Genomic DNA, 17,716 nt, shown 5'->3' on the forward strand with positions numbered 1-17,716 from the left:
GTGAATTATCGTGACAAAATTCAAAAGTTTAGTATTCGTAAATATACCGTTGGGACTTTCTCAACTGTTATTGCGACATTGGTGTTTTTAGGATTAAATACATCACAAGCACAAGCTACTGAGACAAACCAACCAGCAAGCGTGGTGAAACAGAAGCAACAAAGTAGTAATGAGCAGACTGAGAATGGAAAATCTCAAGTACAAAATTCTCAAAATTCTCAAGATAGTCAATCATTGGATACTACTCATGTAAATGAACAACCAACTAATAGTATAACTAACAGTGTAGATGCCAATGCAGCACAACCATCTACTTCTAAACAGCAACAAACTGTATCTCAAAATACACAAGCTAAGATAGAAACAAAAGTTGCTGCGAAAGAACAATCAAATATTTCTGAGGGTAATCTTAAACACAATGAAAGTCGTTCTGCAGATTATTCTGCAAATGCTAATGAGGTAACTCACGTAGATAGTCATCGAGCTAATGTAGTGACAGCTTCAGGCGTATCGGATGATAGTGGTAATGTTCACCATGATCGCAACGAATTACAAGCATTTTTTGACGCAAATTATCATGATTATCGCTTTATTGATCGCGAAAATGCAGATTCTGGAACATTTAAGTATGTAAAAGGTATTTTTGATAAAATAAACATGCTGTTAGGCAATAATGGGGTAATTAATAATAATGAATTGCAACTTGCATATAAAGAATTAGAAAACGCCGTAGCATTAATTCGCACTATGCCGAAAAGACAAGCACCTGTTAGACAATCTAGTCGAATTGAAGAACGGTCTGTTCAACCAGAGACGCGTAGTAATATTGAATCAAGGGCAGCTTCCGATTACGCAAATGCTAAATCATCTTATTATGTGTCTACTGCAAATGATGGTTCTGGCTATCCCGCAGGTACATATATCAATGCATCAAATAGAAGATGGCCATTCAATTTACCGAAGAAAAGGTATAATCTTTTGAATGCATCTGATGCAAAAGAAATTGCGTTAATGACTGTCAAACAAGTAAAAGATGGATATCAATGGATAATTAAATTTAATAAAGGCCATTGGAACCATGGTGAAATGACTTATTGGTTTGCTTTGCCAAGTGATCAAACACCTGTTGATAAGACGACTTTTGTAACAGTTGGCCGTGATGGTTCTAACGTTAATTGGAGTACTGGTGTAGGTAGTGCAGCTAATCAACCATTAAATGTTATGTGGAACAGCGGTGTAGATGATAATCGCTCACGTGATTTTAAAATTATAAACAAAGCAACAGATACAAATAGTTTAAGAGATTTAGCTAGAGCTGATGACTTTATTATTGAAGAAGGTGCAACAGAAGCTGCTAAATTGTTTGGAAGACAGATTTTCCAATACATCAATGGTGATACTCAACAGACTTCAGGTGTTGATAAAATTTATAGATTTATAGGTAGTGGTGATGCTAGTTACACAATCTCATTTAAAACTCAAGGCCCTACAACAACGAAATTATATTATGCTGCTGGTGGTAAAGCATTTGAATATAATCAAAAATATATGTATAGCCAGTTATTTGAAGAAACAAATGAGGATTTAGCGAATAGACTAGCAGGACTGACACAAGTAGTAGATCGTACGTATCATTTGAATTCGACTAAGTTAGTTGAAGCACAAAATGGTAACGTTTCTAGAAAGAAAATTTTAGACAATACAAATTTAAATACAGATGATTTTCTTGAAGATGTATCAAGTTATGTTAGAACACCAAGCAGTAGCATAATTGGATTTTACCCATCTAATGCAGATGTCGATCACTATAGACCAGTAGCCGCACAACCACTTGAACAATATGCCTTGAATCAATTATTTTCAGATAGTAAGTTAGCTGAGGCTGCACGAACTGGAAATAAGATTCCTTTAGTAATTGGTTTTAACTATCCAGATAGATCAGGTAATCAGGAAACATTAAAACGAGTATATTTAACAGTTAAACCAGAAGTACAACATAATATTAAATTTTTTGAAAATGATAATCCTCAAAACCTTGCTGATTCACAGATTTCTCGTCAAGCTGGACATCCAGTATTCAGTGTAAATCAAGGGCAAGTAAGTAATTCAGTTGTTGATACAGGGTCTGGGAGCTTTAGAGCAAACCAACCGTTACGTATCAATTTAACTAGTAATGAAAACTTTGCAGATAACGATTGGGAAATTACAGGATTACCATCTTCATTAAGAATTGAAGATGCTGTTCGTCGAACGCGAAGTCCTAGAGAACGAAATTTGGAATTAGTTGGTAATTTAGCACCAGGTGATTATTTTGCAACAGTTCGTTTTGGAAGAAAGGAACAACCTTTTGAAATTAGAGTCAAACCAAATCCACCAACAATTACTACTACTGCAGAAGAATTACGAGGACAAGCTTACAAGAAAGTGCCAATTACAGTATCAGGAGTTCCATTAGATCCTGATGCATTAGTATATATAGCTTTGCCAACGCCACAAACAACTGATGGGAATAGTAGTCCATCATCGGTACCGCAAAATTACACAATTATTGCAAGTGGAACACCGGATGGCTATAATAATACACTCACAATCCAACCATCAGGGTATAGTGTGTTTATACCGCCAGTTGGGAGGGAGATAAAGGCATTAATTTTCTATAACAAAAATGTAGCTTCTAATTTTAGTAATGCTGTACCAATTTTAGCAGATGAAACACCACCAACATTAAATGAACCAGTTGGTATAAATGCCAAATATTATCGTGGTGATACTGTAAACTTTACTGTTGAGACATCAGATCAACACACTGGAATAAAGAATACGCCAATTGTCACTTTACCAAATGGATGGACATCTAATTTAGTAAAATCAAATAATGATCATAATGCTACATTGACTGTTAACGGTACAGTATCGATGAATCAACCATTTAATAGTGATATTACATTCAAAATTTCATCAACGGATAATGCGAACAATACGACTGACAATAGTCATTCTAAGCATGTATCAGTGCATGTTGGGCAAATTAGTGAAGATGTAAACCCGATTGTTCTTGGAAACGTTGAAAAAATTACTGTAGTAAATCCAAATGCATTAACCAATGATGAAAAGACTAGAATTTTAAATACGATTAAAGCGAAAAATCCGAATATCAATGGCTATTTAGCATCAAGCAATCCGATTACTGTTTCAAATAATGGAAATGTTACGTTTAACTATCGCGATGGCTCTCAAGATGAAATTGATGCTAGCAATGTAATGACGTATGAACCTGTAGCTAAAGATGAATTTTTGGACGGAAGTAATCATAAAATGGCAACAATAACAATTGCCAAAGGTCAACACTATACAATTGGAGATATAAGTCAGTATTTTAAATTAAGTAATGGTCAAGCAATACCATCATCAACATTTACTAGTATGACAGGTGCAAATACACTTCCAACTGCGGACCAACTATCACAACAAAATGCTGGTACTTATTTATATCGTGTTCAAGCAAATAATGCATATCATGAAGATCAAGATAACTTATTCTTAAAAGTCAATGTTGTAGATATTACACAACCAGAAGGTAATCAACGTGTATATCGTACTTCGACATATGATGTTACTACTAATGAAATTGAAAGAATTAAACAAGCTTTTATTAATGCAAATAGAGCAGCGATTACTTTAAATAATAATGATATAACAGTAACAAATACGCCAAATGGTGCGAACGCTAGTACGATTACTGTCAATATCCATAAAGGTAGGTTAAGTAAAACGTTTACATCTACTTTGGAACATATGAACTTTTTACAATGGATTGATTTTCCACGTGATTATACAGTGACATGGTCACACGATAAAATCACTTCAAGACCTACTGATGGTGGATTTGAATGGTCCAATGATCATAAATCAATTATTTACAGATATGATGCTACATTAGGCAGACAAATTACCACAAATGATATTTTACCTTTATTAAGAGCAACAACAACTGTACCTAGTTTGAGAAATAACATTAACGGTAATGAGAAGGTGCAAGCGGAAGCTGGTGGTCGTCCAAATTATAAAACGACAGGCTATTCACAATCGAATCCTTCTTCAGATGGTCAAAGACAATACACATATAATGGACAAGTAATTCAAGTTTTAGATATTGTTAATCCTACCAATGGATATGGTGGGCAAACTGTGACAAATTCAAATGTACATTCAAATCATAGTAACGCAACTGTCGTTAATGTTAATGAACCAGCGGCAAATGGTGCAAGTGCTTTTACAATAAATCATGTTTTGAAGAATAATTCAACACATAATGCACAAGATTCGGTATACAAGGCGCAATTATATTTATCACCATATTCACCAAAAGTATATATGGAGCATCTAAATACTAATTTGGCAAATAATACTAATGTAATAAATATATATTTTGTACCGAGTGATGTAACAAATCCAACGATTACTGTTGGTAATTATGCAAATCATCAAGTATTTTCAGGTGAAACATTTACAAATACAATTACAGCAAATGATAATTTTGGAATTCAATCTGTAACTGTTCCGAGTTCATCTCAAATTACAGGAACTGTTGATAATAATCATCGTCAAGTGTCGTTGATAGCACCAAATGTTACATCCGTAACTACGAAGACGATTAATCTATTAGCTACAGATACTAGTGGAAATACAGCAACGACATCATTTAATGTGTTAGTAAAACCTTTAAAAGATAAATATCGAGTAACAACATCGGCAACAACTAATAATCCTATAAGAATTGCCAATATTGCGAATAATGCGACAGTATCTCAAGCTGATCAGCAAGCGATAATTAATTCAATAACAACGACAGATCTTGCATCTGGAAGAAACTATGCAACACCAGGTCGAAATGAAATCACTAATAAGACCGTAAGTAATGTGAACAGATCTGGAAATAATGCAAGTGTTAATGTAACTGTAACTTACAGTGATGGTACTTCTACAACTGTTAATGTTCCAGTAAAACATGTTATTCCTGATATAATCGCAAATCCTAGATATACGATTCAAGGGCAAGATTTTCCGTCTGGTAAGGGAAGCACTGCTGCAGATTTCTTTAAATTGCAAGATGGTAGTCCAGTGCCAGATGCTACAATTACTTGGTTGGCAAATCAAGCGCCAGATAAGAATAATACACGAATTGGTGAAGATATAACGGTAACTGCTCATATTTTAATTGATGGTGAGACGGCACCAATTACCAAAACATCTACTTATCGCGTAGTTCGTACAGTGCCAAAACAAATATTTATTACAAGTAGAGTTGGACAATTCCCAGGTGTTGAACATATCTTTTACGCTAAAGATTATTTAAAACCGATTAATCAATCATGGGAAGATGAACCAAGAATGTCTTTTGCATTTTTAAACAATGATGGACCTAATTCAACAGTTGTAGGTGTGCAGTCTAAAACTGCTAGGGTGACTTATGCTAATGGTCAAACTGAAGATGTTAAAGTGTTAGCACTAGTAAGACCTGATGCTCCAAGGATAGATGGAAACTCTGTCACATATAAAGCTGGATTAACGAACCAACAAATTAAAATTAATAATGTACTTACGAATTCACCATTAACATTATTGAAAGCTGATAATACACCATTAACTATTACACATACAGAATATGGCCGAGGTAATACAGCAATTATTACAGTAAGTGATGCACTACCAAATGGGGATATCAAAGTTTATTCATCACTTGTAGACGACCATGCTACCTATACAACGCAAAATGATCAAGGTCAAGTAGTTGATGTAACAGAACGAAAACAGATTGATTCAAATCATAGTGCTTCTGTGCGAGTAACACCACAATTACAACCTACATCAACAGGACCAATTTATATTAAAGGTGATACGAATTTTGACTTTGGTCATGTAGAAAGATTTATTCAAAATGTACCAAGAGGAGCAACTGTTGCTTGGCAAGATAATGCTAATAATTGGAAAAATAATGTTGGTAGTTATAATAAAGTTGCAGTAGTAACTTTACCGAATGGACAAGGTACTAGGGATGTTGAAATTCCTGTAAAAGTTTATCCTGTAGCAACTGCAAAAGCTGTAACACGTGATGTAAAAGGTCAAACGTTAACACATGGAACGAATGCTATTGATTATGTTTCTTTTGAGCCTAATCAAAATACGACAGGTATAACTGCAACATGGGTTAATGGCCAACAACCTAATAATCAGCAAGCTGGCGTTCAACATTTAAATATTGATGTAAATTATCCTGGTATCTCTACAGCAACACGTCTACCTGTAACTGTCAATGTATATCAATTTGATTTTCCTCAAAATACGTATACTACAACAGTGGGTGGTACATTAGCAAATGGAACTCAAGTTTCGAATTATATTCATATTGAAAATCCGAATGGATTGCCAACTGATGGATTTACTTATAAATGGAATCGTGATACTACGGGTACAAATGATGCAAACTGGACAGCAATGAATAAACCGAACGTGGCTAAAGTCGTTAACGCTAAGTATGATGTCATCTATAATGGTCATACATTTGCGACATCTCAACCTGCTAAGTTTGTTGTGAAAGATATACAACCAGCAAAACCAACGCTTACTGAAACAACGGCAGGCGCTATTACTATTACACCTGGTGCGAATCAAACAGTTAATACACATACCGGTAATGTAACAACATATGCTGATAAATTAGTAATTAAACGAAATGGTAATGTTGTGACAACCTTTACTCGTCGTAATAACACAAGTCCATGGGTAAAAGAAACTTCAGCGGCTAATGTGGCAGGTATTGTTGGAACAAATAATGGCATTACAGTGGCAGCAGGTACTTTCAATCCAGCTGACACGATTCAAGTTGTTGCAACTCAAGGTAGTGGTGAAACAGCCAGTGATGAACAACGAAGTGATGATTTTACTGTCGTTGCACCACAACCAAATCAGGCGACTACTAAAATTTGGCAAAATGGTCATATTGATATCACGTCTAATAATCCATCAGGACATTTAATTAATCCAACACAAGCAATGGATATTGCTTACACTGAAAAGATTGGTAATGGTGTAGAACATAGTAAGACAATTACTGTTGTTCTTAGTCAAAATAATCAATGGACAATCGCAAATAAACCTGACTATGTATCGTTAGATGCACAAACTGGTAAAGTGACGTTCAATGCCAATACTATAAAACCAAATTCAACAATCACAATTACGCCGAAAGCTGGTACAGGTCACTCAGCAAGTAGTAATCCAAGTACATTAACTGCACCGGCAACTCATACTGTCAACACAACTGAAATTGTAAAAGATTATGGTTCAAATGTAACAGCTGCTGAAATTAACAATGCTGTTCAAGCTAACAACAAACGCACTGCAACAATTAAAAATGGCACAGCAATGCCTACTAATTTAGCTGGTGGTAGCACAACGACGATTCCTGTTACAGTAACTTACAATGATGGCAGTACTGAAGAAGTACAAGAGTCCATTTTCACAAAAGCGGATAAACGTGAGTTAATCACAGCTAAAAACCATTTAGATGATCCAGTAAGTACTGAAGGTAAAAAGCCAGGTACAATTACGCAGTACAATAATGCAATTCATAATGCGCAACAACAAATCAATACTGCGAAAACAGAAGCGCAACAAGTGATTAATAATGAGCGTGCAACACCACAACAAGTTTCTGACGCACTAACTAAAGTTCGTGCAGCACAAACTAAGATTAATCAAGCTAAAGCATTACTTCAAAATAAAGAAGATAATAGCCAATTAGTGACATCTAAAAATAATCTACAAAGTTCTGTAAACCAAGTACCGACAACTGCTGGTATGACGCAACAAAGTATTGATAACTATAATGCGAAGAAACGTGAAGCAGAAACTGAAATTACGGCAGCGCAACGTATCATTGATAATGGTGATGCATCTGCACAACAAATTTCAGATGAAAAACATCGTGTAGATAATGCGTTAACAGCTTTAAATCAAGCGAAACATGATTTAACTGCAGATACACATGAATTGGAACAAGCAGTTCAACAATTGAATCGCACAGGTACAACTACTGGTAAGAAACCAGCAAGTATCACTGCCTATAATAATTCGATTCATGCACTTCAAAGTGACTTAACTAGTGCTAAAAATAATGCTAATGCCATTATTCAAAAGCCAATTAGAACAGTACAAGAAGTACAAACAGCATTAACAAATGTAAATCGTGTAAACGAACGTTTAACACAAGCTATTAATCAATTAGTACCTTTAGCTGATAATAGTGCTTTAAGAACAGCTAAGACGAAACTTGATGAAGAAATCAATAAATCAGTAACTACTGATGGTATGACACAATCATCAATCCAAGCTTATGAAAGTGCTAAGCGTGCGGGTCAAACAGAATCAACAAACGCACAAAATGTTATTAATAATGGTGATGCAACAGACCAACAAATTGCTTCTGAGAAAACGAAAGTAGAAGAAAAATACAATAGTTTAAAACAAGCAATTGCTGGATTAACACCTGACCTAGCACCATTAAATATTGCTAAAACAGAGTTACAAAATGATATTGACCAGCATACAAGTACGACAGGTATGACAAGTGCATCTGTAGCTACATTTAATGAAAAACTTTCAGCAGCTAGAACTAAAATTCAAGAAATCAATCGTGTATTAGCGTCTCATCCAGATGTTGCAACGATTCGTCAAAACGTGACAGCAGCGAATGCTACGAAATCAGCACTTGATCAAGCGCGTAATGGATTAACTGTCGATAAAGCACCTTTAGAAAATGCGAAAACTCAACTACAACATAGTATTGACACGCAAACAAGTACAACTGGTATGACGCAAGACTCTGTAAATGCTTATAATGCGAAGTTAACGGCTGCACGTAATAAGATTCAACAAATCAATCAAGTATTAGCAGGTTCACCTACAGTAGATCAAATCAATACAAATACGACTGCAGCAAATCAAGCTAAATCTGATTTGGATCATGCACGTCAAGCGTTAACACCAGATAAAGCACCGCTTCAAACTGCGAAAACGCAATTAGAACAAAGCATTAATCAACCAACGGATACAACAGGTATGACGACCGCTTCGTTAAATGCGTATAACCAAAAATTACAAGCAGCACGTCAAAAGTTAACTGAAATTAATCAAGTGTTGAATGGTAACCCAACTGTCCATAATATCAATGATAAAGTGGCAGAAGCAAACCAAGCTAAGGATCAATTAAATACAGTACGTCAAGGATTAACATTAGATAGACAACCAGCGTTAAATACGTTACATGGTGCATCTAACTTAAACCAAGCACAACAAAATAATTTCACGCAACAAATTAACACTGCACCAAATCATGCTGCACTTGAAACAATTAAGTCTAACATTACAGCTTTAAATAATGCGATGACTAAGCTAAAAGAAAGTGTTGCGGATAATAATGCAATTAAATCAAATCAAAATTACACTGACGCAACACAAGCTAATAAACAAGCTTATGATAATGCAGTTACTGCGGCTAAAGGTGTCATTGGAGAAACAAATAATCCAACGATGGATGTTAATACAGTGAACCAAAAAGCAGCATCTGTTAAATCGACGAAAGATGCTTTAGATGGTCAACAAAACTTACAAAGTGCGAAAACAGAAGCAACAAATGCGATTACGCATGCAAGTGATTTAAACCAAGCACAAAAGAATGCATTAACACAACAAGTAAATAGCGCTCAAAATGTACAAGCAGTAAATGATATTAAACAAACGACTCAAAGCTTAAATACTGCTATGACAGGTTTAAAACGTGGCGTTGCTAATCATAACCAAGTCGTACAAAGTGATAATTATGTCAACGCAGATACTAATAAGAAAAATGATTACAACAATGCATACAACCATGCGAATGATATTATTAATGGTAATGCACAACATCCAGTTATAACACCAAGTGATGTTAACAATGCATTGTCAAATGTCACAAGTAAAGAACAAGCATTGAATGGTAATACAAAATTAAATACTGCGAAACAAGAAGCGAACACTGCATTAGGTCAATTAAATAACTTGAATAATGCACAACATCAAAACTTACAATCGCAAATTAATGGTGCGCATCAAATCGAGACAGTTAATTCGATTAAGCAAAATGCAACAAACTTAAATAGTGCAATGGGTAATTTAAGACAAGCTGTTGCAGATAAAGATCAAGTGAAACGTACAGAAGATTATGCGGATGCAGATACAGCTAAACAAAACGCATATAACAGCGCTGTTTCAAGTGCTGAAACAATCATTAATCAAACTGCTAATCCGACAATGTCTGTTGATGATGTTAATCCTGCAACTTCAGCTGTTACTACTAATAAAAATGGATTAAATGGTGATGAAAAATTAGCACAATCTAAAACAGATGCTGCAAGCGCAATTGATGCATTACCACATTTAAATAATGCACAAAAAGCAGATGTTAAATCTAAAATTAATGCTGCATCAAATATTGCTGGCGTAAATACTGTTAAACAACAAGGTACAGATTTAAATACAGCGATGGGTAACTTGCAAGGCGCAATCAATGATGAACAAACGACACTTAATAGTCAAAATTATCAAGATGCGACACCAAGTAAGAAAACAGCATACACAAATGCAGTACAAGCTGCGAAAGATATTTTAAATCAAGCACGTGGCGCTAATAAAACGAAAGATCAAGTTACTGAAGCGATGAATCAAGTGAATTCAGCTAAAAACAACTTAGATGGTACGCGTTTATTAGATCAAGCGAAGCAAACAGCGAAACAGCAGTTAAATAATATGACGCATTTAACAACTGCACAAAAAACGAATTTAACAAATCAAATTAACAGTGGTACGACTGTCGCTGGTGTTCAAACGGTTCAATCAAATGCGAATACATTAGATCAAGCGATGAATACGTTGAGACAAAGTATTGCCAACAAAGATGCGACTAAAGCAAGTGAAGATTACGTAGATGCTAATAATGATAAGCAAACAGCATATAACAACGCAGTAGCTACTGCTGAAACGATTATTAATGCAAATAGTAATCCGGAAATGAATCCAAGTACGATTACACAAAAAGCAGAGCAAGTGAATAGTACTAAGACAGCACTTAACGGTGATGAAAACTTAGCTACAGCAAAACAAAATGCGAAAACATACTTAAACACATTGACAAGTATTACAGATAATCAAAAGAACAATTTGAATAGCCAAATTACTAGTGCGACAAGAGTGAGTGGTGTAGATTCTGTAAAACAAAATGCACAACATCTAAACCAAGCTATGGCTAGTTTACAAAGTGGTATTAACAACGAATCTCAAGTGAAATCATCTGAGAAATATCGTGATGCTGATACAAATAAACAACAAGAGTATGATAATGCTATTGCTGCAGCGAAAGCGATTTTAAATAAATCGACAGGTCCAAACACTGCGCAAAATGCAGTTGAAGCAGCATTGCAACGTGTGAATACTGCGAATGATGCATTGAATGGCGATGCAAAATTAATTGCAGCTCAAAACGCAGCGAAACAACATTTAGGTACGTTAACACATATCACTACAGCACAACGCAATGATTTAACAAGTCAAATTTCACAAACTACAAACTTAGCTGGTGTTGAATCTGTTAAACAAAGTGCGAACAGTTTAGATGGCGTAATGGGTAACTTACAAACTGCTATCAACGATAAATCTGGAACATTAGCGAGCCAAAACTTCTTAGATGCTGATGAGCAAAAACGTAATACTTACAATCAAGCTGTATCAGCTGCAGAAACAATTTTAAATAAACAAACTGGACCGAATACAGCGAAAACTGCAGTCGAACAAGCACTTAATAATGTTAATAGTGCTAAACATGCATTAAATGGTACGCAAAACTTAAATAATGCGAAACAAGCAGCGATTACAGCAATCAATGGCGCATCTGATTTAAATCAAAAACAAAAAGATGCATTAAAAACACAAGCCAATGGTGCTCAACGCGTTTCTAATGCACAAGATGTACAACGTAATGTGACTGAACTGAACACGGCAATGGGTACTTTAAAACATGCCATCGCAGATAAGACGAATACGTTAGCAAGTAGTAAATATGTTAACGCCGATAGCACTAAACAAAATGCATACACAACTAAAGTTACCAATGCTGAACATATTATTAGCGGTACGCCAACAGTTGTTACAACACCTTCAGAAGTAACAGCTGCTGCTAATCAAGTGAACAGCGCGAAACAAGAATTAAATGGTGACGAAAGATTACGTGTAGCAAAACAAAACGCCAATACTGCTATTGATGCATTAGCACAATTAAATACGCCTCAAAAAGCTAAATTAAAAGAACAAGTGGAACAAGCTAATAGATTAGAAGATGTACAATCTGTTCAAACAAATGGACAAGGATTGAATAATGCAATGAAAGTCTTAAGAGATAGTATTGCTAACGAAACAACAGTCAAAGCTAGTCAAAACTATACTGACGCAAGTCCGAATAACCAATCAGCATATAATAGCGCGGTGTCAAATGCGAAAAGCATCATTAATCAAACTAATAATCCAACTATGGATGTTAGTGCAATTACCCAAGCAACATCTCAAGTTACTAATGCTAATAATGGACTAAACGGTGCTGAAAACTTAAGCAATGCCAAAAACACTGCTAAGCAAAACTTAAGTACATTATCACACTTAACAAATAACCAAAAAACTGCAATCTCATCGCAAATTGATCATGCAGGTCATGTGAGTGAGGTAACATCTGCTAAAAATGCAGCAACTGATTTGAATACGCAAATGAGTAATTTGGAACAAGCTATCCATGATCAAAACACAGTTAAACAAGGTGTTAACTTCACTGATGCAGATAAAGCTAAACGTGATGCTTATACAAATGCAGTAAGTAGAGCTGAAACAATCTTGAATAAAACACAAGGTGCAAATACTTCTAAACAGGATGTTGAAGCGGCTATTCAAAATGTTTCAAGTGCTAAAAATGCATTGAATGGTGATCAAAACGTTACAAATGCGAAGAATGCAGCTAAAAATGCATTAAATAACTTAACTTCAATTAATAATGCGCAAAAACGTGACTTAACAACTAAAATTGATCAAGCAACAACAGTAGCTGGTGTTGAAGCGGTATCTCATACAGGTACACAATTGAATACAGCGATGGCTAACTTGCAAAATGGTATTAATGATAAAGCGAATACTTTAGCGAGCGAAAACTATCATGATGCTGATTCAGATAAGAAAACTGCTTATACTCAAGCCGTTACGAACGCAGAAAATATTTTAAACAAAAATAGTGGATCAAATTTAGACAAAGCTGCCGTTGAAAACGCGTTGTCACAAGTGACAAATGCGAAAGGTGCCCTAAATGGTAACCATAATTTAGAGCAAGCTAAATCAAATGCAAACACTACTATAAACGGACTTCAACATTTAACAACTGCACAAAAAGATAAATTGAAACAACAAGTGCAACAAGCACAAAATGTTGCAGGTGTAGATACTGTTAAATCAAGTGCTAACACCTTAAATGGTGCTATGGGTACGTTAAGAAATAGCATTCAAGATAACACAGCTACGAAAAATGGCCAAAACTATCTTGATGCTACAGAAAGTAACAAAACAAACTATAACAATGCTGTTGATAGTGCTAATGGTGTCATTAATGCAACAAGCAATCCAAATATGGATGCTAATGCAATTAAGCAAATCGCTACACAAGTGACATCAACGAAAAATGCATTAGATGGTACACATAATTTAACGCAAGCAAAACAAACAGCAACAAATGCCATCGATGGTGCTACTAACTTAAATAAAGCGCAAAAAGATGCACTGAAAGTACAAGTGACAAGTGCACAACGTGTTGCAAATGTAACAAGTATCCAACAAACTGCAAATGAACTTAATACAGCTATGGGTCAATTACAACATGGTATTGACGATGAAAATGCAACAAAACAAACTCAAAAATATCGTGATGCAGAGCAAAGTAAGAAAACTGCTTATGATCAAGCTGTAGTTGCAGCGAAAGCAATTTTAAATAAACAAACTGGATCAAATTCAGATAAAGCAGCAGTTGACCGTGCTTTACAACAAGTCACAAGTACGAAAGATGCATTGAATGGTGACGCTAAATTAACAGAAGCTAAAGCAGCTGCGAAACAAAATCTAGGTACTTTAAACCATATTACTAATACGCAACGTACTGCATTAGAAAGTCAAATCAATCATGCAACAACGGTGGATGATGTCAATTCCGTTAAAACTAATGCCAATGCATTAGATGGTGCAATGAATAGTTTACAAAGTTCAATCAGTGATAAAGATGCTACATTAAGAAATCAAAATTATCTTGATGCGGATGAATCAAAACGAAATGCATATACGCAAGCTGTCACAGCGGCTGAAGGCATTTTAAATAAACAAACTGGTGGAAACACATCTAAAGCAGACGTCGATAATGCATTAAATGCAGTTACAAGGGCGAAAGCTGCTTTAAATGGTACTGAAAACTTAAGAACTGCGAAGACAACAGCTACAAATACAATTAATGGTTTACCAAACTTAACACAATTACAAAAGGACAACTTGAAGCATCAGGTTGATCAAGCACAAAATGTAGCGGGTGTAAATGGTGTTAAAGATAAAGGGAATACGTTAAATACTGCGATGGGTGCATTACGTACAAGTATCCAAAATGATAATACGACGAAAACAAGTCAAAATTATCTTGATGCATCTGATAGCAACAAAAATAATTACAATACTGCTGTTAATAATGCCAATGCCGTTATTAATGCAACTAACAATCCAAATATGGATGTAAATGCGATTAATGGCATGGCGAATCAAGTCAATACAACAAAAGCAGCGTTAAATGGAACTCAAAACTTAGCTCAAGCTAAAACAAATGCGACGAACACAATTAACAACGCACATGACTTAAACCAAAAACAAAAAGATGCATTAAAAACACAAGTTAACAATGCACAACGTGTATCTGATGCAAATAATGTTCAACATACAGCTACTGAATTGAACGGCGCGATGACAGCACTTAAAGCAGCTATTGCTGATAAAGAAAGAACAAAAGCGAGCGGTAATTATGTCAATGCTGATCAAGAAAAACGTCAAGCGTATGATTCAAAAGTGACGAACGCTGAAAATATAACTAGTGGTACACCGAATGCGACATTAACAGTCAATGACGTAAATAGTGCGACTTCACAAGTAAATGCAGCTAAAACAGCATTAAATGGTGATAACAACTTACGTGTAGCGAAAGAGCATGCTAACAATACAATTGATGGCTTAGCACAATTGAATAATGCACAAAAAGCAAAATTAAAAGAACAAGTTCAAAGTGCGACTACATTAGAAGGCGTTCAAACCGTGAAAAATAGTTCTCAAACGTTGAACACAGCGATGAAAGGCTTGAAAGATAGTATTGCGAATGAAGCAACGATTAAAGCAGGTCAAAACTACACTGACGCAAGTCCAAATAATCGTAATGAATACGATAGTGCAGTAACCTCAGCACAAGCAATCATTAATCAAACATCGAACCCAACGATGGAACCAAGTACTATTACGCAAGCAACATCACAAGTGACATCTAAAGAACATGCACTAAATGGTGCACAAAACTTAGCTCAAGCTAAGACAACTGCAAAAAATGGTTTGAATAACCTTACATCAATCAACAATGCACAAAAAGATGCGTTAACGCATAGTATTGATGGTGCAACAACAGTAGCTGGTGTAAATCAAGAATCTGCAAAAGCAACAGAATTAAATAACGCAATGCATAGTTTACAAAACGGTATCAATGATGAGACACAAACAAAACAAACTCAGAAATATCTAGATGCTGAGCCAAGTAAGAAATCAGCTTATGATCAAGCAGTATCTGCAGCGAAAGCAATTTTAACAAAAGCTAGTGGTCAAAATGTAGACAAAGCAGCAGTTGAACAAGCATTACAAAATGTGAATAGTACGAAGACGGCGTTGAACGGTGATGCGAAATTAAATGAAGCTAAAACCACTGCGAAACAAACGTTAGGTGCATTAACACACATTAATAATGCACAACGTACTGCATTAGATAATGAAATTACACAAGCAACAAATATTGATGGTGTTAATACAGTTAAAGTCAAAGCACAACAATTAGATGGTGCTATGGGTCAATTAGAATCATCAATTCGGGATAAAGACACGACGTTACAAAGTCAAAATTATCAAGATGCTGATGATGCTAAGCGAACAGCTTATTCTCAAGCAGTAAATGCAGCAGCTACAATTTTAAATAAAACAGCTGGTGGTAATACATCTAAAGCAGATGTTGAAAGAGCAATGCAAGCTGTTACACAAACCAATACTGCATTAAACGGTATTCAAAACTTAAATCGTGCGAAACAGGATGCTAACACAGCTATTACAAATGCTTCGGACTTAAATACGAAACAAAAAGAAGCTTTAAAAGCACAAGTAACGAGTGCGGGACGCGTATCTGCAGCAAATGGTGTCAAACATAATGCGACTGAATTAAATACTGCGATGACAGCTTTAAAACATGCCATTGCTGATAAAACTGAGATAAAAGCTAGTGGTAACTATGTCAATGCTGATGCGAATAAACGTCAAGCATATGATGAAAAAGTGACAGCTGCAGAAAATATCGTTAGTGGTACACCAACACCAACGTTAACACCATCAGATGTTACAAATGCAGCAACACAAGTAACGAATGCGAAGACGCAGTTAAACGGTAATCATAATTTAGAAGTAGCGAAACAAAATGCTAACACAGCAATTGATGGTTTAACTTCATTAAATGGTCCGCAAAAAGCAAAACTTAAAGAACAAGTGGGTCAAGCGACGACGTTGCCAAATGTTCAAACTGTTCGTGATAATGCACAAACATTGAACACTGCAATGAAAGGTCTACGAGATAGCATTGCGAATGAATCAACGATTAAAGCAGCTCAAAACTACACTGATGCAAGTCAAAGCAAACAAACTGACTACAACAATGCAGTTTCTGCAGCAAAAGCAATCATTGGTCAAACATCTAGTCCAACTATGAATGCGCAAGATATCAATCAAGCGAAAGAGCAAGTGACAGCTAAACAACAAGCCTTAAATGGTCAAGAAAACTTAAGAACTGCGCAAACAAATGCGAAGCAACATTTGAATGGCTTAAGTGACTTAACTGACGCTCAAAAAGATGCAGTGAAACGTCAAATCGAAGGTGCAACGCATGTTAATGAAGTAACACAAGCACAAAATAATGCGGATGCATTAAATACAGCTATGACGAACTTGAAAAATGGTATTCAAGATCAAAATACGATTAAGCAAGGTGTTAACTTCACTGATGCAGATGAGGCGAAACGTAATGCATATACAAATGCAGTGACGCAAGCTGAACAAATTTTAAATAAAGCACAAGGTCCAAATACTGCAAAAGACGGTGTCGAAACTGCGTTACAAAATGTACAACGTGCTAAAAACGAATTGAACGGTAATCAAAATGTTGCGAATGCTAAGACAAACGCGAAAAATGCATTAAATAACCTAACGTCTATTAATAATGCACAAAAAGAAGCTTTGAAATCACAAATTGATAGTGCGACAACAGTTG

General features: G+C 35.5%; 1 protein-coding gene (running past one end of the window). It reads left to right on the top strand.

The genetic code is table 11. The annotated features are described in order from the left end of the window. Positions 1-17,716, top strand: partial view of a hyperosmolarity resistance protein Ebh gene (ebh, locus tag CD116_RS06790; protein WP_103325226.1) — the 5' portion only. It continues 13,802 nt past the right edge of the window; the window shows 17,716 of its 31,518 coding nt (coding positions 1-17,716); its start codon is at positions 1-3; its stop codon lies off the right edge, out of view.

Origin of the sequence: Staphylococcus schweitzeri (assembly GCF_002902405.1) — a bacterium.
Taxonomy (GTDB): Bacteria; Bacillota; Bacilli; order Staphylococcales; family Staphylococcaceae; genus Staphylococcus; species Staphylococcus schweitzeri.